General features: G+C 62.6%; 18 protein-coding genes. 8 read left to right on the top strand and 10 right to left on the bottom strand.

Annotated elements, in window-relative coordinates:
• Position 1: 1 nt before the first annotated feature.
• The gene (locus AC1DVN_RS28395; protein WP_241895978.1) at positions 2-721 is read right to left on the bottom strand and encodes a hypothetical protein; all 720 of its coding nucleotides are present in this window, start codon (positions 719-721) and stop codon (positions 2-4) included.
• A gap of 366 nt (positions 722-1,087) precedes the next feature.
• Between AC1DVN_RS28395 and AC1DVN_RS28390 the strand changes: the two genes are divergently transcribed.
• On the top strand, positions 1,088-1,777 hold the full coding sequence (locus AC1DVN_RS28390) for a hypothetical protein (RefSeq protein WP_477994564.1): 690 nt from the start codon (positions 1,088-1,090) through the stop codon (positions 1,775-1,777).
• Here AC1DVN_RS28390 and AC1DVN_RS28385 read toward each other — a convergent pair.
• The 7 genes from AC1DVN_RS28385 to AC1DVN_RS28355 all read right to left on the bottom strand — a co-directional run bounded on the left by AC1DVN_RS28385 (position 1,752) and on the right by AC1DVN_RS28355 (position 7,668).
• The gene (locus AC1DVN_RS28385) at positions 1,752-2,444 is read right to left on the bottom strand and encodes an LpqN/LpqT family lipoprotein (RefSeq protein ID WP_080909048.1); all 693 of its coding nucleotides are present in this window, start codon (positions 2,442-2,444) and stop codon (positions 1,752-1,754) included. The two genes, AC1DVN_RS28390 and AC1DVN_RS28385, sit on opposite strands and share 26 nt — an antisense overlap.
• Positions 2,445-2,521: 77 nt before the next feature.
• Positions 2,522-3,394, bottom strand: coding sequence for a 5-oxoprolinase subunit C family protein (locus AC1DVN_RS28380; protein ID WP_069146949.1), 873 nt, complete (start codon positions 3,392-3,394; stop codon positions 2,522-2,524).
• Between the two features lie 57 nt (positions 3,395-3,451).
• Entirely contained in the window at positions 3,452-4,066 is a 615-nt protein-coding gene (gene pxpB, locus AC1DVN_RS28375) for a 5-oxoprolinase subunit PxpB (RefSeq protein WP_336505112.1), read from the bottom strand.
• Positions 4,063-4,824, bottom strand: coding sequence for a LamB/YcsF family protein (locus AC1DVN_RS28370; protein ID WP_477994561.1), 762 nt, complete (start codon positions 4,822-4,824; stop codon positions 4,063-4,065). The genes pxpB and AC1DVN_RS28370 overlap by 4 nt, the downstream gene beginning before the upstream one ends.
• Positions 4,825-4,858: 34 nt before the next feature.
• Positions 4,859-5,740 (bottom strand): metal ABC transporter permease, encoded by an 882-nt coding sequence (locus AC1DVN_RS28365; RefSeq protein WP_003945811.1) that lies wholly within the window; start codon positions 5,738-5,740, stop codon positions 4,859-4,861.
• Complete coding sequence (locus tag AC1DVN_RS28360; protein WP_020723636.1) at positions 5,737-6,579, bottom strand: metal ABC transporter ATP-binding protein; 843 nt, start codon at positions 6,577-6,579, stop codon at positions 5,737-5,739. Before AC1DVN_RS28360 ends, AC1DVN_RS28365 begins: the two co-directional genes overlap by 4 nt.
• A 138-nt stretch (positions 6,580-6,717) precedes the next feature.
• Positions 6,718-7,668: a metal ABC transporter solute-binding protein, Zn/Mn family gene (locus AC1DVN_RS28355; RefSeq protein WP_019746850.1), complete on the bottom strand. Its 951-nt coding sequence runs from the start codon at positions 7,666-7,668 to the stop codon at positions 6,718-6,720.
• Between the two features lie 139 nt (positions 7,669-7,807).
• Between AC1DVN_RS28355 and AC1DVN_RS28350 the strand changes: the two genes are divergently transcribed.
• Complete coding sequence (locus tag AC1DVN_RS28350) at positions 7,808-8,896, top strand: LacI family DNA-binding transcriptional regulator (protein ID WP_007733995.1); 1,089 nt, start codon at positions 7,808-7,810, stop codon at positions 8,894-8,896.
• 3 nt (positions 8,897-8,899) lie between these two features.
• Here the strand turns inward: AC1DVN_RS28350 and otsB are convergent, their stop codons facing one another.
• Both otsB and kstR read right to left on the bottom strand, forming a co-directional pair.
• Positions 8,900-11,440, bottom strand: coding sequence for a trehalose-phosphatase (gene otsB / locus AC1DVN_RS28345; RefSeq protein WP_021332371.1), 2,541 nt, complete (start codon positions 11,438-11,440; stop codon positions 8,900-8,902).
• Between the two features lie 87 nt (positions 11,441-11,527).
• Positions 11,528-12,166: a cholesterol catabolism transcriptional regulator KstR gene (kstR, locus tag AC1DVN_RS28340; protein ID WP_003945752.1), complete on the bottom strand. Its 639-nt coding sequence runs from the start codon at positions 12,164-12,166 to the stop codon at positions 11,528-11,530.
• 94 nt (positions 12,167-12,260) lie between these two features.
• Here kstR and AC1DVN_RS28335 point away from each other — a divergent pair, with 94 nt between their 5' ends.
• From AC1DVN_RS28335 to AC1DVN_RS28310, 6 genes are all read left to right on the top strand, one after another.
• Positions 12,261-14,423 carry an acyl-CoA dehydrogenase family protein gene (locus AC1DVN_RS28335; RefSeq protein WP_020968400.1) on the top strand — a complete coding sequence of 721 codons (2,163 nt, stop codon included), beginning with the start codon at positions 12,261-12,263 and terminating at the stop codon, positions 14,421-14,423.
• A gap of 83 nt (positions 14,424-14,506) precedes the next feature.
• Positions 14,507-15,547 carry an acyl-CoA dehydrogenase family protein gene (locus AC1DVN_RS28330; protein WP_020968401.1) on the top strand — a complete coding sequence of 347 codons (1,041 nt, stop codon included), beginning with the start codon at positions 14,507-14,509 and terminating at the stop codon, positions 15,545-15,547.
• Entirely contained in the window at positions 15,532-16,683 is a 1,152-nt protein-coding gene (locus tag AC1DVN_RS28325; protein WP_477994557.1) for an acyl-CoA dehydrogenase family protein, read from the top strand. The genes AC1DVN_RS28330 and AC1DVN_RS28325 overlap by 16 nt, the downstream gene beginning before the upstream one ends.
• A 10-nt stretch (positions 16,684-16,693) precedes the next feature.
• Positions 16,694-17,701, top strand: coding sequence for a bifunctional MaoC family dehydratase N-terminal/OB-fold nucleic acid binding domain-containing protein (locus tag AC1DVN_RS28320; protein ID WP_477994555.1), 1,008 nt, complete (start codon positions 16,694-16,696; stop codon positions 17,699-17,701).
• Positions 17,702-17,703: 2 nt separating this feature from the next.
• Positions 17,704-18,144 (top strand): MaoC family dehydratase, encoded by a 441-nt coding sequence (locus tag AC1DVN_RS28315; protein WP_256063847.1) that lies wholly within the window; start codon positions 17,704-17,706, stop codon positions 18,142-18,144.
• Complete coding sequence (locus AC1DVN_RS28310; protein ID WP_019746856.1) at positions 18,141-19,310, top strand: lipid-transfer protein; 1,170 nt, start codon at positions 18,141-18,143, stop codon at positions 19,308-19,310. Before AC1DVN_RS28315 ends, AC1DVN_RS28310 begins: the two co-directional genes overlap by 4 nt.
• Positions 19,311-19,514 lie beyond the last annotated feature (204 nt).

Below are 19,514 nucleotides of genomic sequence, written 5' to 3'. Positions count from 1 at the left end.
ATCAGCTGCCGTTGGCCAGGACACCGCTGATGATGTCGGAGATGAAGCCGGCCGGGTTGTCGAGGATGGACGAGCCGGCCGAACCGGTTCCGCCCTCGCCGTCAGAAGAGCCGAAGCCCAGATCTGCAGAGCCTGATGCGGCAGCCTCACCGGGGTTCTTGGCGCGGATCTTGGCGTACACGCCGCTGATGTTCTGCTCGGTGTTGAACGTCGAGATGCCGATCGAACTCGACATTTCCTGGTACGAACCGATCGGTGCATCGTCGGCGACGAGGTACTGCGCCTCGATCGTCACGGTCTTGCTGCCGGTGGGCGAGATCAGCCAACCGGTGCTGGGCACATTCACGGTTCGGGCGGCAGTGTCAACCGAAGGCGTGACGGATTCGGTCTTCTGACCGCCGATCAAATGCCAAGCGTTGACCGTCGCCGTGCCCTGGATGTATTTGAACGTGGCGGGGTAGCGGTCGACGAACTGGTCGACGTAACGCTCGGGGTGGCCGGTCGTGGAGATGACCGTGCGCACGGTGACTTTGCCGCCGGGTGCAACTTCGCCGTCGCCGACGATGTTCTTGGTGATCCGGACGTTGGAGGAGTTGACCGTTGCCGAGGACGGGTGGGTGGCATCGGCGCTCGCGGTGCCTGCGGTCATTACGAGCCCGCTGGTTGCAAGTGCAGCGATTGCTACTCCGGTGAGTGTTTTGCGCATTGAGAAACGTGACATGAAATTCTCCGTTCGAGGGGTTCACGCTGACGGCGATGGGGATGACTCTTCAAAGGTTGCGCCGTGGTAACCATTGAAACCTATCGGACGCTTGCCTATGTGTCAGTTCGGCAGAATTTACGGAAAAGTCCGAATTGAGAGGACTTTTTCGACCTTGATTGCCTGTTGTTAACTGATTGGCGACCAATTCGGCGAAAAGCTGGGCGAATGTCCAGGTCGACTGTATCGTACTTCGAGAATCGGGTTGCAATAAGTTCCAGTAATCAATGAATTCGGTTGTCCTGGAACCACACAGAGTGGAGATTGTTCGTGGCAAAGTTTGGATCCAGGAATCGTAGTCTGTCCACCGTTGGAGCTGGTTTGGGGGTGATTGCTCTTGCTGTGGGCGCAAGCGCGCTGGGTGCGGGAGTCGCGACTGCCGAGATAGCAACTTCTGGTGCCTACACATTTACTCGCACCGTGGACAATGCGTCCCCGAAGGTCGGTGACACGATCACCTACACGACAGTGTCGAAGAAGAGCGGAATCGACGGATATATCAGCAGGTTCACCGAGACGCATGCCGCATGCTTGACCTTTGTCCCGGGCTCGGCGAAGGTCACGAAGTTTCACGTTGGCGGGACGATGACCGAAACCACTGAAACGCCGGAACTGACAGCCACGACGCTCGAGGTGACCAGTGCCGGCTGGATCAACAACGGCAGCAAACCGGTGACCATGAAGACCAGCTACACGGTCACTGCTTCGTGTGCGCCGGGAACCGTGTACGGAAGTGGATTGGCGGTAGGTGCCACGGTGATGGGCAACGGATTCCAGTCGAGTGCGAATTTCGCCAACTTGGGCCCGTCCATCACTGTCCGCGCCGCGGATGTGGTCGATCCCGTTGACCCGGTTGATCCCGTTGATCCCGTTGATCCCGTTGATCCCACTGGCCCCGGAACCGGAACCGGTGGCGGAACCGGATCGCTCGGCGTCGTAGTCTCGGCCCGCCGCGGTTGTTCGGTGATCAAGTGCTCAAATCATGAGGTGCTCAGCCGAATTCGATCGAGGTGTTGATTTCTTCCACCTGGTTGGAGGTCTGCATGTTCGTCGTGTCGGTGAACTGATTCGCAAAGCTGACCAGGTAGACCGGCGAGTTGTCGTCGGCTTGGTAAGCGACGACTGTCATGACGGCGTAGAGCGGAACGTCCAGGTTTGGGGCGGTCCAGGTTCCGGAGAGGCGGAACCCCTGCTGTCCGTCGACGTCGATCTCGGTGTACTTCACCTCGGTCCATCCGTCGAGGGTGGCGATCGTTTCACGCTCAGCGGCAAGAGCCTCGTCTTTTGTTGTGGTGCCTTGGTTTTCGACCTTCACGGTGGTGTTCGGCATGAAACCGCTGGGTTCCTGGCTGTTGCTGGACAACGCATCCGTAACGCCGGCAGGGATGTTCTCGCCGTGAGTCCAGCTCGGCGGGAGGCTGACGCTGATGTTCGGCGCTTCGGGGTCGTCGCCGGTTTCGATCGTCGTCCGCTCACCGATGAACGGTGTCCCGTCCCGCAAAGTCGGCGTCGCGGCAGCGGCAGACGACGAGGATGCAGAACTTTCGGAAGCAGTGGTCTCACTGGTGTTGGTATCACTGGAGACAGCGTCTCCGCTTTCCGAACTGCTGCATCCGGACAGGACGAGTGCAGCAGTGATCATTGACGCTATTCCGAGAGCAAGTGTGCTGCTCTTAGGGCTCATAGTGTGAAAGTCCTTCAGGTTCTGGCGACGGCCGAGCGCCGCCGGCAGCATTGCTGGCGCGGCTGAGACTATCAGCGCTAGGACGGCCTGGTAGTGGCCTTCAAGGTAATGGTGCTGCCGGGCCGCAGCTGTGCCAGCGACGCAATCCCTGCGTCGGAAACGACGGCGATGACCGGGTATCCGCCGGTCACGGGATGGTCTGCCAGAAACACGACGGGCTGGCCGCCTGGCGGCACTTGGATGGATCCCATCACGACGCCTTCGCTCGGCAATTCCTCGGTGCGTGAGCGATGTAAAGGCCCTTGGCCCTGTAACCGGACCCCGACTCGGTTGGTGTGTTCGGTGACTTTCCACGTGGTGTGAAGGAGCGCGTGAACGGATGCGGCGGTGAACCAGGAATTTCGGGGGCCGAGCGTGATCTCGATCGGAACCGCGCCGAGTGCAGGTGCGGGCGGTGGAATCAACTCTTCGGTGGGCCACGTCCCTTCCTCTGCCCCGAGGAGGAGTAGATCGCCGGCGGCGAGCGGCGGCGGCCCGAGCCCGGAGAGTGTGTCGGTGGATCTGCTGCCGAGTACCTGTGGGACGTCGACGCCACCGCGTGCAGAGATATACGTTCTCAACCCGGTTGTGCTGTAACCCAATTCGATAATGCTGCCACCGCCCAGGTGGATGCTCGCGTAGTCAGGTGCCGGCCGTCCGTCGACGACCAGCGGCACCCGCGCGCCTGTCACTGCCACCGTCATCGAACCGACGGCCCGCATCGCAAAACCCCCAGTGGTGACTTCGATGGTTGCTGCTCGAAAAGTGTTGCCTACGAGTCTGTTCGCGCTGTCGTGCGAGATCATGTCGACGGCGCCGGATCTGCCGACCCCGAGAGCGCCGTAGCCTCTCCGCCCGCGGTCCTGAACTGTGGCGAGCGGGCCGGTACGCACTACCTCGAGCCAGGCCATGAATCCATTGTCCCGCAACAACGCGGTGAAGACACCAAAATTATCCTTGCACCTAAATCATGCACGGACAAAGGTGACTGTGGTGCCGGGTAGAAGCAGCGCCGGCGGGCGGCGCTCGGCATCCCACACCGACAGTTCCGTCGTTCCGATCAACTGCCAGCCGCCCGGGGAGCTACGCGGGTAGACGCCCGAGAACGGTCCGGCCAACCCGACTGCACCGGCCGGGACCTGCCTGCGCGGGTCCGATCGACGTGGAACTTCGAGCTTTCTCTCGTTGCTGGTCAGATACGCGAAGCCGGGGGCGAAACCGATGAACGCGACGGTCCACGACGCAGTCGTGTGAGCCTCGATGACACCGTCGACCCCGAGTCCGGTCAGCTTGCCCACTTCGACGAGATCGTCGCCGTCGTAGCGGACCGGAATCTCGACAGCAGGCCCGCTCTCATCTGCTGTGAGTTCGATGGGTACGGCCCCACGTACCCATTTCTCCACGAGTTTGTGTCCGGTAATCGTGTTGTCGTACTCGATCAGGATGGTTCGCGCCGCGGGAATCAGATCGATCACTCCGGGGATTCGACTGGCGTCGAGAGCCCTGAAGTTGCCCAGCACGCTCGGCAGTTCGTCGTACTCGACGAGGACTGCGGATTCACCGGCGGGCAGGATCGTGATCATGTGAACGGTGTGATCTCGACGTCGGAGGATTCGAGGAGATCGCGGATCGCTGCGGCCATGTCGACGGCTGCCGGACTGTCACCGTGTATGCACACCGACTCCGCGGTGATTTTGAGGGTGCTCCCGTCGACCGCATCCAACTCGCCGTCGACGACCATTCGTCGAACCCGTTCTGCAACAAGCGCCGGGTCGTTCAGAACGGCGCCCGACTCGGTGCGGGGGACCAAAGTGCCTTCTGCCGTGTACGCGCGATCGGCAAAAGCCTCGGCGACCACGTCGAGGCCGGCTTCGCGCGCCTCTTCCAGAAACACCGAACCAGGTAGTCCGAGAACAGGTAGCGAACTGTCGTAGGCAACGACGGCGGCGACCACAGCCCGCGCCTGCCGTCGGTGATGGACTATTGCGTTGTAAAGCGCGCCGTGGGGTTTGACGTACGTGACCCGCGATCCGGCGACGCGAGCCAAACCGTCGAGTGCCCCTATTTGATAAATGACGTCGGCGGTGAGGTCTTTCGGGGACATGTCGATGAAGCGTCGGCCGAAACCGGCGAGGTCTCGGTAACCCACCTGCGCGCCGATCCGCACGCCGCGGGTGGCTGCGGATTCGCAAGTCGCCAACAGCGTCGTCGGGTCACCGGCATGGAATCCGCAGGCGATGTTCGCGCTGGTGACAAGTTCGAGCATGGCGTCGTCGTCGCCCAGGGTCCAGGCTCCGAAGCCCTCGCCGAGGTCGCTGTTCAGATCAACGCTGTAGCCCATACCTCGATTCTAGGTAGGTATGGGCTCTCGGTGTTCAGGCGTGCGCCGGAATCCGTCCCGCATTCTTGCGGCGTGCGGATCCGAAGAGTCGGCATATCAGGTAGATCACGAACGAGACCGAGGTGACGAAACTCGAGACGGGAACGCCGGGTGCCAGCGAGAGAAGGATGCCGCCGACGGCTGCCAGTTCGGCGAACACGACGGAGAGAATTGTCGCCTTGAGTGGGCTTGCCGTGACGTACGCGGCGGCCGCTGCGGGGGTGATCAGCAGCGACATCACCAGCAGCGCACCGACGATCTGTACGCCGAGTGCTGCGGTGATGCCGACCAACACGGCGAACACGATCGACAGTGCCCGAACCGGAACACCGCGAGCTGCAGCAACTTCGGGGTCGGTGCTCGCGAACAGCAAAGGGCGATAGATGAATCCGAGTGTGCCGATCACGATGACCGCGCACAGCAGAAGAAGTTCGAGACCACTGTTTCCCGGCGCCACGATCTGTCCGACCAACAGTGAGAAGCTGGTTCCCGTGCGACCGTCGTACGCCCAGAGGAACAACACCGACAGGCCGAGACCGAAAGCCATGATCACGCCGATCACCGAATCTCGGTCGCGCGCTTTGGCTCCGAGCAGCCCGAACAGCACAGCTGCGACCACGGATCCGACGATGGCGCCGAAGCCGACGCCCACACCGACGAGAAGTGCGGCGGATGCACCCGTCAGTGACAGCTCGCTCGTTCCGTGCACCGAGAACGACATCTGACGACTCACGATCAGCGGCCCGATGATGCCTGCCAACAATCCGAGGATGGCACCGGCAATCAACGCCTGTTGGACGAAGTCGTACTGCAGTAGGTCGACGGTGGCGGACACGTCGAACATCCGCGACATCGCGTCGGTGAACTTGTTACTCACTGGTGGTGATCCTCATCAGAATGGTGAACGCCTTCTCCCGGGCGTAGTCCGCCTGCGCTGCCGAGTGCGTCGATGGCGTCTCCGGTGCCGATCACGACGAGGCGGCCACGAACCTGCAACACTTCGACGTCGGTGTTGTACAGATCCGAGAGAACCTCGGACGTCATCACTTCGGCCGGCGTCCCGATCCGGAATTTGCCGTCCACCAGATAGAGCACTCGATCGACCAACGGCAGGATCGGATTGATCTCGTGCGTCACGAACAGCACTGCGGTGTCATGGCTGCGCCGACGCTTGTCGATCAGCGTCGAGACCAGGTGCTGGTTGGCGAGGTCGAGGCTGAGCAGCGGCTCGTCGCACAGCAGGATCCGCGGGTCGCCGACCAAAGCCTGTGCGATCCGCAGTCGCTGCTGCTCACCGCCGGACATGGAACCGATGGGAGCGTCGGCAAACGACTGGGCGCTGACCTGTGCGATGGCGTCGTCGACGATCTTGCGGCGACGCCCCCGGCGCAGTAGGCCCGTACCCCACTGGTGACCGTCGACGCCGAGGCCGACCAGGTCGCGGCCGCGGAGCGGGAGGCCGTCGTCGATGGATTTCTGCTGCGGGATGTACCCGACGTGTGAGTTCCCGGCCCGTGCCGGCGTGCCGACGATCTGGGCGCTACCGCCGCTGAGTTGTAGTTGGCCCAGCAGAATCTTCAGGAGCGAGGTCTTGCCCGACCCGTTCGGCCCGAGTACGGCGATGAACTCACCTGGCTGTACCTCGAGATCGAGCCCGTCCCACAAAGTGCGGGCGCCGAAGGACAATCGAGCGTCCTTCAGCGTCACAGCGGGCACGGTGTTGCCAGAAGGCACGGTGTTGCCAGAAGGCACGGTGTTGCCAGAAGGCACGGTGTTACCAGGGGGCACAGGAGTATTCGCGGAAGTTTCTGTCACAAGCCGATCGGTTCTTCTCGGAAATGGTGGGGCAAATAATTACTGGGCAGAGAGGGCGTTTGCGAGCGACTCCGCGGTCTGCGTCTGCCACTGAATGTAGTCCAGGCCCTCGGGGAGAGTCTCCGTAACCTCGACGACGGGCACTCCGGCGGTTTCGGCTGTGGTGCGCATGTCCTGGGTCACTTTGTCCTGCGTCTGGATGTTGTAGACCAGTGCGCGGGCTTGCTTCTCCGAGAGGAGCTGGCGCGTTGCGGCGATTGCGGCCGGTGAAGGATCGTTGCCGTCTTCGATGGCACTGGTGAACTCTTCGGGAGTTGCGTCCTTCAGTTCAGCTGCGACCAGGAGGTAGTGCGCGATCGGCTCGGTCTGCGCCACCGGTGCGCCCGCGTGGGCAGCGGCGATGGAATCGGTGATCGCTGTGACGCCGGCGAGCTTCTGGCTGTATGCCTTCGCGTTGTCCTCGTAGGTCGCCGCGTTGTCCGGATCGAGAGCGCTCAGCTGATCGGCAACCGAATGTGCGACGGCGTCGACGGTCGGAATGTCGAACCAGACGTGTTCGTTGACTGCGCCGTGGGTGTGACCGTCATGCGATTCGCCCGCGGTTTCGCCGGCGTGGATGCCACCGTCGAGCAGGTTGTAGGCGTTGACCGTCTTCTGCTCACCCTTGCCCGCGTCGAGGACGTCGGTGATGAACTGGTCGTAGCCGCCGCCGTTGTAGACGACGAGCGATGCGTCGGTGATCTTGGCGGCATCGGCGGGAGTCGCCTCGAACGAGTGCGGGTCCGCGGACGGCTCGTTGATGATCGACGTCACGGTCAGCTTGTCGCCGGCGACGGCCTGCGCGACGTCGCCCCACACGTTCGTCGATGCGACGACGGTGATGCCTTCGTCTTTCGACGAGCTGGAGCTGCACGCGGTGAGCGCGAATGCTGCGGCGACCGAGACGGCCGCGAGGGCGGTGGCGGTGCGGAATTTCGACGACGAACGCACGTGCTTTTCTCCTGAACAAAGGCTGGGCTAAATGCTATTGGAAACCGTTACCGTTACACATTAGCGCATAGTCGCTGGTAGTTCACCTTCGGTTCAGCCCCAACGCGCCGTCTGCGGGCACTACGGCTAACGTCCGTTTATGCCCCGGTCCCGTCAGCCACGCCGTCAAGCCACTTTGGCGTCGCTTGCCGCCGAGCTCAATGTGTCGAGAACTACAGTCTCGAACGCGTACAACCGACCCGATCAGCTCTCCGTCGAGCTGCGGGATCGAGTGCTCCAAGCGGCCAAGCGACGCGGATATCCCGGACCCGATCCGGTCGCCCGCTCCTTGCGAACTCGCAAAGCCGGTGCCGTCGGTCTCCTGCTCACCGAAGCACTCAGTTATTCGTTCCGCGACCCGGCCGCCATGAGCTTCCTCGCCGGTCTCTCGGAATCGTGCGAGGACGCCGGCCAGGGCTTGCTGCTCATCCCGGCCGGGCCCGGCCGCGACGAGGTGGATGCTGCAGCCGTGGTCCAGCAGGCGGGCGTCGACGGCTTTGTCGTCTACTCCGTGGCCGACGACGATCCGTATCTCGCTGCCGTGCTCGAGCGTCACATTCCGATCGTCGTGTGTGACCAGCCGCGCGAGATTCCCGGTGCATCCCTCGTGGGCATCGACGACCGCGCTGCCATGCGCAAGGTCGCCGATTACCTCATCGGGCTCGGCCACCGCGACATCGGCGTGCTCTGCATGAGGCTGGGGCGCGACCGGATGGACGGCGTGGTCAGCCAGGAACGACTCAAGTCCCCGCACTTCCACGTCCAGCGTGAGCGCATCGAAGGAGTGCGCGACGCGATGGTGGCGTCCGACATGGACCCACTCTCACTCACGGTGATCGAGCGGTACGTCCACACATCGCAGTCCGGGCACTCGGCGGCGGCGGAAGCTCTCGCGACCAACCCCGAGATCACCGCACTGGTCTGCACCACCGACGTGCTGGCTCTCGGCGCCTTGGACTGGGCGCGCTGGCAGGGCATCGATGTACCTGGCCAACTGTCTATCACCGGATTCGACGGCGTCGATGAGGCGCTGCGCGAATCACTGACAACGGTGCGCCAGCCCCAGGAAGAGAAGGGCCGGCGCGCCGGTGCGCTCCTGATGTCGCCGTCTGGATCCGGCGTTCCGATAGTCGAGATGCTCGACACCGAACTACTGGCAGGGCGAACATCAGGTCGGATCAAGGGGTAGCGCTCACGCCAGGAGTTGGGCGCACCGCAACAATCCCAGATGGCTGTACGCCTGGGGATGGTTGCCCAGCGAGCGTTCCGCGATGGGGTCGTACTCCTCCGCGAGTAGTCCGGTGGGACCCGCTGCCGCGACCAACTGGTCGAACAGTGCCTCTGCTTGCAGGCGTTGTCCGATAAGTAGGTAGGCCTCGACGAGCCAGGCGGCGCAGAGGTGGAATCCACCTTCGATGCCGGGCAGGCCGTCGTCGTGATGGTATCGGTATACCGTTGAGCCGCTGCGTAGTTCAGCCTCGGTGGCTACGACGGTCGCTGCAAAGCGTGGATCCGTCGGATCGATCAGTCCCGACAGCCCGATGTGCAGAGTAGCGGCGTCGAGATCGGTACCGTCGTAGGCCGCGGTGTACGACTGGACGTCGTCCTTCCAGCCTTTGTGTCGTACTTCGTCGGCGATCTGGTCACGCAGTTCCGCCCACTCGGGCAGAGCCTCGCGAGAAAAGCGAGTAGCAAGATCGACGGCGCGATCGACGGTGACCCAACCCATCACCTTGGAATAGACGTGGTGGCGCGGGTTGTCGCGAATTTCCCAGATGCCGTGGTCCGGTTCGAACCAGCGCCGCTGCACTGCTTCGACCATGGCGCACACCAGTTCCCAGTCGCGATCACTCAAAGGATCGGGAGCACCGGCCTTTTCGCGTGCATTCGCCAGTTCGACGATCAGCTCGACGATCGGGCCGAACACGTCCAGTTGAACCTGCTGATTCGCGGCGTTTCCGACGCGGACCGGCCTGGAGCCGGCGTATCCGGGAAGTGAATCGATGACGGCCTCTGGCGGTAGCGAAGTCCCGTAGAGCGTGTAGAGGGGGTGCAGGCGCTCGGGTCCCGGCAGCGTTTCGAGCACGCGGTGGACCCAGTCGAGGTAGTTCTCGGCTTCATCGGTGGATCCGACGCTCACGAGAGCTGTTGCGGTGAGGGCGGCATCGCGCAACCAGCAGTAGCGGTAGTCCCAGTTGCGGACTCCGCCGATCTCTTCCGGCAGGGATGTTGTGGCGGCGGCCATGATGGAACCTGAATCGGCATGAACCAGCCCGCGCAAGGTCAGCGCCGAGCGTTTCATCAAGTCCGGCTTCAGCTTCGGCAGTTCGAGCGTCTTGGCCCAATCGGACCAGTACGCCTCCGAAGTCGCTCGACGCTCGAGTTCCGGAACTTCGGAAGGGCCGATTTCTTCTGTTCCGCAGCGCAATTCGAGTACGACGTCACCCTTGGACGGCTCGACGATGGCGTGGGCAGTCTGCTGGTTTCCGTCGGTGGCGATGTTCCACAGCACACCAGGGGAGCGGAGCACGTACGGCTCGTTGGTGCCGAGGACTCGAATGCCCTCGTCGACGACCTCGAGCGTGACCTGACCCTGGCCGAACTCGGGACGGGGTGCAAACGAGACGATCGCGTCGGCCTGACCGGAAATGATGCGGGTCAGGTCGGTTCGCCCCTGCGGGACGTCGTGGGGGAGGTAGTCGGTGACGGACAGGCTCGCCCAGCGGGTCTGAACGGTCATCGTGCTGTCGATGTACTTCTGGCTCAGCGGCAAGGCTGTGCGTCGAGGCCCGACCGAGAAGTGGCCGGCCCCGGTTCCGCCGAGAAGGTGTGCGAAGACGGCCGCTGAATCCGGTTCCGGGTGACACAACCAGGTCAGCGTCGCATCCGGGGTCACCAAAGCGACGGTCCGCGGACTGGCGAGCATCGAGAGTCGCTCGATGGGCGGAGCGTCGGCACCGGAAAGCCACGTACGACGCTCGTCGAGCAGGAACGCCAGAGCAGCAGCGACATCCTCGGTGCTGTCGACGCGATAGTCGGCGACGGTGTCCCCGCTGCCGACCTTGATTCCGATGTCCGGCCCCTGCAGCCTGCTGAACGCCTTTTCGTCGGTCACGTCGTCCCCGATGAAGACGGCAGCGGTAGCGCCGTCCTGATGGCGGATCAAGTCGAGTGCGTGGCCCTTGTCGGTGGCTATGACCGCCAACTCGACCACCGACTTACCCTCGGTGACCTGAACGCCCGGCCAGAGTGCCGATTCGGTGCGAACGGCGATGAGCGCCTTCTCGGCGTCGTCGGCACTGGTGTTGCGTACGTGCAAGGCGACGCTGGCGGGCTTCTTCTCCACAGTTGCGCCGGGGGTGTCGGCGGCGATTCGGCCTAACTCGGTGACGATCTCGTCGAGCAGTTTCCTGGCGTCGGCGTCGATCGCGTGAACGAATCCGATGTCGAACTCGGAGCCGTGGCTGCCGACCAATTGCACTTCGGCGGGAAGCCGGGACAGCGCCGCCAGATCCTTGAGGGCGCGGCCCGAGATCACGGCAGCAGTCGTCGACGCCAGGCTGGCGAGGGAGCGGAGCGCACGCACCGTTTCCGCGCGGGGATACGCCTTGTCCGGGTTGGCGACTATGGGTGCCATCGTCCCGTCGTAGTCGGAGGCTACGAGCAGACGCGGCGTGCGTGCCACGCCCGACAGCGCTCGGCGGAGTTCGATGGACAGATCTTGTGCGCTCACCTCTTCAAATCTAGGTGATGCAGCGACTCCTGGCTCGATACGTTTCTGCCAGATCAGTGCAAAAATGACAGATGCGACAAAGGATGTCTATTCGGGTTTCCGTGTTCCATCACCGAGCAGCAGTTCAACCGTCAATTCCAGTCGATTGGCGACATCGGTAGCCGAAGAACGTCGCGTGAGCCAGGCCACCAAATTGGACAGCCACACATCGGAGATCACGCGCGCGATTGCCAACTGCTCTTCGGTCGGCTCCTCTTCGGTCATCGCTCGTGCGAAGAGGCGGTCCATCAACTGGCCCACCTGATCGACCTCTGCCGCTGCGGAGGCATCGGCGAACATGAACGCGCGAGTCATGGCTTCGGTGAGGAGCGGATCGCGCTGCATCGCGCGGGTGATGAGGCTGAGGATCAGCTGCATCCGCTCGAGCGGGCTGGTTCCAGGTGGGATCTTGCCCTTGGAATCGATCTTCTCGAATTCGCGTGCCAGAGCGGACACCAACAGGTGAACCTTGGACGGGAAGTAGCGATAGAGCGTTCCGACTGCGACGTCGGCGCGCTCGGCCACGGCGCGCATTTGAACAGCCTCGTAGCCACCCTTGGACGCCAGGGCGAGGGTTGCGTCGAGAATCCGCTTGCGGCGTTCACGTTGCGCGTTGGAGCTGAGATCGTCGTCCCCGAGCGTTGCAGAAGCAACCGCGTTGGAGCGGGATCGGGATGTTGTGGTCATCGACAAATTCCTTCGCGCCTTGACTCTTGGCCAGGTGTCATATTAGAACACGTTCTAAACAATTGTGTCACTTATCGAGAGGCGGGAACCAGTTGTGACAATCGCCACGACCGATGAACAGCGGGCGGTCCAGGAATCGATAGAGGCCTGGGCTCGCTCGGCCACGCCGATGGACATGGTACGCCGTGGACCAGCAGTTTCGTGGCGGGAGAAATGGTCCGAGTTCGCGTCTCTCGGGATATTTTCGGTCGCCGTTCCTGAATCGGTAGGCGGAGCCGGAGCGGAAATCGTCGATCTCGCAGCAATGCTCGAGCAGGCGGCAATCGAACTCGTGCCGGGTCCTGTTCTCACGACTGCGCTTGCAGCTCTGGTGGTTGGGCGTAGTTCGTCGCCCGCTGCCAAACGCTGGTCCGAAATGCTCGCCGACGGTGCGTTGCCGTGTGCCGTCGTATTGGACGAAAGTCCAGTTGCGGCAACGGCGAATGCGTCCGGCGGCATCGAGCTTCATGGCGAAGGAGGTTACGCCTGGGGTGGAGACTCGGGCGTATCGGTCCTCGTGTCGGCGGGCGTGGTGTCGGAAGGTGAAGGCTCGCGTGTCGTCTGGGCTCTCGTCGACGGAGACAGCGAAGGTGTGACCTACGAAGCGGTCGACACGATCGACAAGTCGCGACCACTGGCGCGAGTCTCCTTCGACCGAGTGACGGTCGACGCCGACCGAATCCTCGATGACATTGCGCCAGGATCGGTTTCCGATCTAGCGGCGGTACTTGGGGCTGCCGAAGCTGCCGGAATTGCGGCGTGGAGTCTGCGTACTGCGGTGGAGTACGCGAAGATTCGCGAACAATTCGGAAAGCCCATCGGTTCGTTCCAGGCGATCAAACATATCTGTGCCGAAATGCTGTGCCGAGTGGAAAATGCCGGAGCTGTCGCCTGGGATGGTGCGGTCGCTGCCGAGTCGGGCGACGAACTTCCGATCGCGGCGGCGGTGGCGGCCGCGGTGTCTCTGGACGCCGCTGTCGATACGGCGAAGGACTGCATTCAAGTGCTCGGCGGCATCGGATTCACCTGGGAGCACGAGGCGCACTTCTACCTTCGCCGAGCACTGTCGCTCCGGCAGATTCTGGGCGGATCGTCCCGCTGGCGCGCACGCGTCGCTGAATTGACGATCGGCGGCGCACGGCGTCACCTTCAGATCGACTTGAGTGAGCTGGAATCCGACCGGTCCGACATTCGCGAAGAGGTAGCGCAATTGGTGGCGCTGCCCGAATCCGAACAGCGCAACGCGTTGGCCGAATCGGGCTACCTTGCGCCGCACTGGCCGAAGCCGTACGGCCGGGGCGCCAAGGCCGCGCAACAGATTTTGATCGAGGAAGAGTTGGCGGCCGTCGGTATCGGCCGGCCCGATCTCGTGATCGGGTGGTGGGCAGTTCCCACCATCCTCGAGCACGGCAGTGCGGAGCAGATCGAAAGATTTGCGACACCGACGCTCAAGGGCGAGATCATCTGGTGTCAGCTCTTCAGTGAACCTGGTGCAGGTTCCGATCTTGCCGCGCTGCGTACGACCGCGGAGAAGGTCGACGGCGGTTGGAAGCTGAACGGCCAGAAAGTCTGGACTTCGCTTGCGCGTGAAGCTGACTGGGCCATCTGCCTCGCCAGAACCGATCGCGAGGTTCCTAAGCACAAGGGCATCACGTACTTCCTTCTCGACATGAAGACGGCCGGGATTCGGATCTCGCCGCTGCGTGAGATCACCGGCGATGCTCTGTTCAACGAAGTCTTCCTCGACGACGTCTTCGTGCCGGACGACTGCGTCGTCGGCCAGCTCGGCGGAGGCTGGAAACTGGCCCGAACGACCCTCGCCAACGAGCGAGTCGCGATGAGCGGGGGCTCTTCGCTCGGCGGTGCGATGGAGGAATTGCTCGAGCTGGCGGGCGATCCCGATCCTGTGGTTGCAGACAAGCTCGGTGGGCTGATCGGAACCGCCATGGTGGGCTCGTTGCTGGAATTGCGCACGACACTGCGGCAATTGGATGGTCAGGATCCGGGCCCGGCGTCGAGCGTCCGCAAGCTGGTGGGCGTGCGCCAGCGTCAGAATGTCGCAGAGTTCGCCATGGAATTGGGTGGCCCAGCCGGATGGGTGGAGGGTCCGCTCTCGCGTGAGTTCCTCAACACGCGATGCCTGTCGATTGCCGGCGGAACCACGCAGATTCTGTTGACCGTCGCCGCGGAGAGAATTCTGGGCCTGCCCCGTGATTAGACGGCGTGAGTAGAGGCCTTTAGAAATGTCCACGTTGGTGATACAACTAGAACACGTTCTACATCAGAGACAGGATTGCCAGCGTGGACTTCACTCCCGATGAAACCCAGGAAGCGGTAGCCGAGGTGGCTACCGCGCTCCTTGCCCGTGAACTGGAGCCGGACGCGCTCTGGGCGGCATTCGCCGAAGCCGACCTGCTCACGTTGGCACTGCCCGAGCGTCTGGGCGGCGAGGGACTCTCCGTCACCGACGTCGGCTCTCTTCTCGTCGAGGTCGGCCGGGCCGCCGCTCCCATTCCGGCTCTCGCAACCCTCGGCTTCGGCGTACTTCCCATCGTTGCTCTGGGGACCGACGCTCAGCAGGACGAATTGCTCACCGGAGTCAGCGCCGGACGGGTGTTCACCGCGGCGCTCGGTGAGCCGGGTCAGCAGTTCCCGGCGCAGCCGTCGACCACCGCCCATCAGTCGGGCGACTGGTATCGCGTCAGCGGGACGGTGCTTGCCGTGCCTTTCGCGGCGAGCGCACACAGAATTCTTGTGCCAACCGACGCCGGAGTCGTGCTCGTCGATCCGACCGCCGCCGGCGTCGCATTGACGCCGACACCCAGCGCGTCCGGCAGTCCGGAGTTCGCAGTCACGATGGACGAGGCAGTCGGTGAACTTCTCGGTGCCGGCGAGGAAGCCGTCCAGACGCTGTACCGGATCGCTACGGCGAGTATCGGAGCCGTTGCAGACGGTTTGGTGTCCGGTGCCGTCGATCTCACTGCGGCACATGTCGGCTCACGCGAGCAATTCGGCAAGCCGCTGGCCACGTTCCAGGCGGTCTCACAGCAGATCGCCGACGCCTATGTCACCTCGCGGACTCTTCACGTCGCGGCGTTGTCGGCGTCCTGGCGCGTGTCGGAGGGCCTGGATGCCCAGTCGGACCTCGACGTCATGGCGTACTGGATCGCCCAGGAAGTACCCGCCACGATGCAGGTGCTTCACCACCTGCACGGCGGTCTGGGCGTCGACGTCACGTATCCGCTTCATCGTTACTACTCGACTGCAAAAGACTTGGCGCGCCTGCTCGGCGGCGCTTCGCAGCGACTCGACCTCGTGGGGGCCCGGTGTTCATCGATCTGACCGACAGTCAGCGCGCATTGCAAGCTGAACTTCGACGCTACTTCTCGACGCTGATCTCGCCCGAGGAGGCCAAGATCATGCGTGTGGAGCGGCATGGCCCTACCTATCGTGAGGTCATCCGTCGTATGGGCAAGGACGGTTGGCTCGGCGTCGGTTGGCCGGTGGAGTACGGCGGACGTGGGTTCGGTGAAGTCGAGCAGCAGATTTTTGTCAACGAGGCTGTGCGGGCGGATGTCCCACTGCCTTCGGTGACGTTGCAGACCGTCGGTCCGACTCTGCAGAAGTACGGCAGCGAGGAGCAGAAGCAGAAATTCCTGCCCGCGATCCTCGCCGGTGAAGTGCACTTCGCGATCGGCTACACCGAACCGGAAGCCGGCACCGACCTTGCAGCCCTGCGTACTTCGGCGGCACGAAATGGTGACGAGTACGTCGTCGACGGCCAGAAGATTTTCACCACCGGCGGGCATGACGCCGATTACGTGTGGCTCGCCGTGCGAACCGGGTCTGCCGATTCGCGGCACCGCGGCATCTCCATCCTGATCATGGACACCAAAGATCCCGGCTACACCTGGACCCCGATCATCACTTGCGACGGTGCGCATCACGTCAATGCCACCTACTACGAGGACGTTCGCGTTCCGGCGAACATGCTTGTGGGTGAAGAGAATCAGGGTTGGCGCCTGATCACGACGCAGCTCAACCACGAACGCGTCATGCTCGGTCCGGCAGGTCGCGTCGCAGGGATTTACGACCACGTCTTCGATTGGGCCAAGCGTGAAAACCTGCTTGATCACGTTGACGTACGACGCGCGCTCGGCGAGATTCACGCGACGTATCGCCTCAACGAACTGCTCAACTGGCAAGTGGCATCGAGTGATTCGGAGTCGGTGGACATTGCCGACGCTTCGGCAACCAAAGTATTTGCGACCGAACGCATCCAGCGAGTCGGTCGCCTCGCGGAAGAGATCGTCGGACGGTACGGAAATCCGATCGATCCCGAAACGGCTGATCTCATGGAGTGGCTGGACATGCAGATCAAGCGCAACCTGGTGATCACCTTCGGCGGTGGAGTCAACGAGGTGATGCGCGAATTGATCGCTACCGCCGGCCTGAAGCTTCCCCGCGTTCCGAGATAGGAAACAAATCGTGTCAGATCCCATTCTCACTGCTGCCGAGCGGGTTCGAGAGGACGGGCCAAGCGCTCCTCGCGCCGGCCGGGACCCCGTGAACTTGCCGATGATCCGCAACTGGGTCGAGGCGATCGGTGACGAGAACCCGATCTACGTCGACGAATCGGCCGCCCGCGCCGCCGGACACGACGGAATAGTCGCGCCGCCGGCGATGGCGCAGGTATGGACGATGCGCGGTCTGGGGGCAATTCGAGAAGCCGACGATCCGTTGGGCCGGATGACGGACATTCTCGACGAGGCCGGATTCACGTCCGTCGTCGCGACCAACTGCGATCAGATCTACCACCGCTATTTGAAGCCGGGTGAAGAAGTCACCATCTCTTCGGTGTTGGAAGACGTAGTGGGACCGAAGAAGACAGGTCTTGGTGAAGGGTGGTTCTTCACTACCCGCAGCTTCTGGCGGGTCGGCGAAGAACTGGTCTCGGAGATGATGTTCCGGATCTTGAAGTTCGCGCCGCCGGTAAGTGAGCGTCCCTCCACTGACGTACCTGCGGACCTGGACGCATCTCGGATGCTGCGCCCGACGGCGTCTCTCGACACACAGTTCTTCTGGGACGGTGTCGCCGCACACGAGTTGCGTATTCAACTGCGTGCGGATGGTTCGGTGCAGCACCCACCCGTGCCCGCGATCTGGAAGGACAAGTCGGAGCAGACCGACTACGTGGTCGCGTCAGGACGGGGAACGGTCTTCAGTTTCGTCGTTCACCACGCGCCCAAGGTTCCTGGTCGGTCGTTGCCGTTCGTCGTTGCCCTGGTCGAACTGCCTGAGGGTGTGCGAATGCTCGGCGAATTGCGCGGTGTCGATCCCTCGAGTGTGTCGATCGGAATGGAGGTGGAGGCGATCTACCTCGACTTCCCCGGAGACGACGAGACCGGGGAAACTCCCTGGACTTTGTACGCCTGGCAGCCGGTTGGGGCTTCTGCGGTTTCGGCGGTTCCTGCGGTTTCTGCGGGGAAGGAGTGACGATGACTTTGACGACGGATATCACTGTGGGAGAAGTTCTTCCGCAGCTCTCGATTTACGGCGACCCGACGTTTGTGGTCTCGGCAGCGCTCGCTACCCGCGACTTTCAAGATGTTCACCACGACCGTGATCTCGCACAGAAACGCGGCTCGAAAGACATTTTTGTCAACATCCTCACGGACACCGGCCTGGTGCAGCGATTCGTGACCGACTGGGCAGGACCGCGGGCAGTACTCACGTCGATCAAGCTCCGCCTCGGGGTTCCCTGGTACGCCTACGACACTTTGACGCTCTCCGGCACGGTGACCTCCTACGACGAGGATCTCGTTTCGCTCGCGGTGGTCGGCAAGAACAGTCTGGGAGATCACATCACTGCGCAGGTCACACTGGCATTTCCGACGTCGGGCTCGAATGGAGACATTGAAAACGGAGACATTGAATGAGCGCATTGTCCGGCAAGGCCGCGATCGTCGGAATCGGAGCCACGGATTTCTCGAAGGACTCCGGTCGCAGTGAACTGCGACTGGCCGCCGAGGCTGTTCAAGCCGCGTTGGACGACGCCGGTCTGACACCCGCCGACGTCGACGGTCTTACCTCGTTCACCATGGACACCAACACCGAAGTGGCAGTGGCTCGTTCGGTGGGTATCCCGAACCTCAAGTTCTTCAGTCGTATTCACTACGGTGGCGGTGCCGCTGCGGCGACGATTCAGCAGGCGGCCATGGCGGTCGCCACTGGCGTCGCAGACGTCGTCGTCGCTTACCGCGCGTTCAACGAGCGATCGGGTGCGCGTTTCGGGCAGGTGAACTCCGGCCTTGTTGCGCAGGTCAATTCGTCGGGAACGGACAACGCCTTTTCCTATCCTCACGGATTGGGTACTCCCGCATCGTTTGTCGCGATGGTCGCGCAGCGATACATGCACGTATACGGAGCGTCCAGCGAGGACTTCGGTCGAATCGCCGTCGCGGACCGTAAGCATGCAGCCACCAATCCGAAGGCGTTCTTCTACGGAAAACCGATCACCCTCGAGGACCATCAGAACTCGCGATTCATCGCTGAACCTTTGCATCTCCTCGATTGCTGCCAGGAATCCGACGGCGGCATCGCCATCGTCGTCACCTCGCCAGAACGAGCCAAAGATCTGAAGAACACACCCGCCGTTATCGCTGCCGCCGCACAGGGCAGCGGGGCAGATCAATACATCATGACCAGCTATTACCGCGACGGTTTGACCGGCCTACCGGAGATGGGCCTTGTCGGCGATCAACTCTGGTCACAAAGTGGGCTGCGCCCGTCGGACATGCAGACGGCGATCTTCTACGACCACTTCACGCCCTATGTTCTGATGCAACTCGAGGAACTCGGTTTCTGTGGTAGGGGAGAGGCCAAGGACTTCATCGCCGGTGGCGCAATCGAACTCGGAGGCAAGCTTCCGATCAACACCCATGGTGGACAGCTCGGCGAGGCATACATTCACGGGATGAACGGTATCGCCGAGGGAGTTCGGCAGATCCGCGGTACTTCGGTCAACCAGGTCGACTCCGTCGAGAATGTGCTGGTGACCGCGGGAACGGGCGTTCCGACATCGGGGCTTGTGCTGACTCGCTGATCGTTGTGAGCACAGCTTCATCAAGCGTCACGGCCTGTTGGCACCGCATCGAGGTCTCCTTCGATGCGGTGCTGGGCCGTGTTCTGTTGTGCCTGAGGTTCGTCCTCAGGTTTTGAAGGTGGTGTTCGCCGGTCGGGGGTGCTGCTGCGGGTCGATCGAGGGTGGTGGGATGAACCACGGTTTGTTGTCGACGCCGATGCGGAT

This window comes from Rhodococcus sp. P4_E4, from assembly GCF_056401575.1.
The sequence above is the reverse complement of the archived record's forward strand: the minus strand, read 5'-3'. Positions and strand labels throughout refer to the sequence as shown.

What these genes read in the sequence shown, in the direction of transcription:
- AC1DVN_RS28380 (WP_069146949.1), bottom strand. Translation starts at nt 3,394, where the DNA reads ATGGCCTGGCTCGAGGTAGTGCGTACCGGCCCGCTCGCCACAGTTCAG.
- AC1DVN_RS28310 (WP_019746856.1), top strand. Translation starts at nt 18,141, where the DNA reads ATGAGCGCATTGTCCGGCAAGGCCGCGATCGTCGGAATCGGAGCCACG.
- AC1DVN_RS28395 (WP_241895978.1), bottom strand. Translation starts at nt 721, where the DNA reads ATGTCACGTTTCTCAATGCGCAAAACACTCACCGGAGTAGCAATCGCT.
- AC1DVN_RS28315 (WP_256063847.1), top strand. Translation starts at nt 17,704, where the DNA reads ATGACTTTGACGACGGATATCACTGTGGGAGAAGTTCTTCCGCAGCTC.
- kstR (WP_003945752.1), bottom strand. Translation starts at nt 12,166, where the DNA reads ATGACCACAACATCCCGATCCCGCTCCAACGCGGTTGCTTCTGCAACG.
- pxpB (WP_336505112.1), bottom strand. Translation starts at nt 4,066, where the DNA reads ATGATCACGATCCTGCCCGCCGGTGAATCCGCAGTCCTCGTCGAGTAC.
- AC1DVN_RS28370 (WP_477994561.1), bottom strand. Translation starts at nt 4,824, where the DNA reads ATGGGCTACAGCGTTGATCTGAACAGCGACCTCGGCGAGGGCTTCGGA.
- AC1DVN_RS28350 (WP_007733995.1), top strand. Translation starts at nt 7,808, where the DNA reads ATGCCCCGGTCCCGTCAGCCACGCCGTCAAGCCACTTTGGCGTCGCTT.
- AC1DVN_RS28385 (WP_080909048.1), bottom strand. Translation starts at nt 2,444, where the DNA reads ATGAGCCCTAAGAGCAGCACACTTGCTCTCGGAATAGCGTCAATGATC.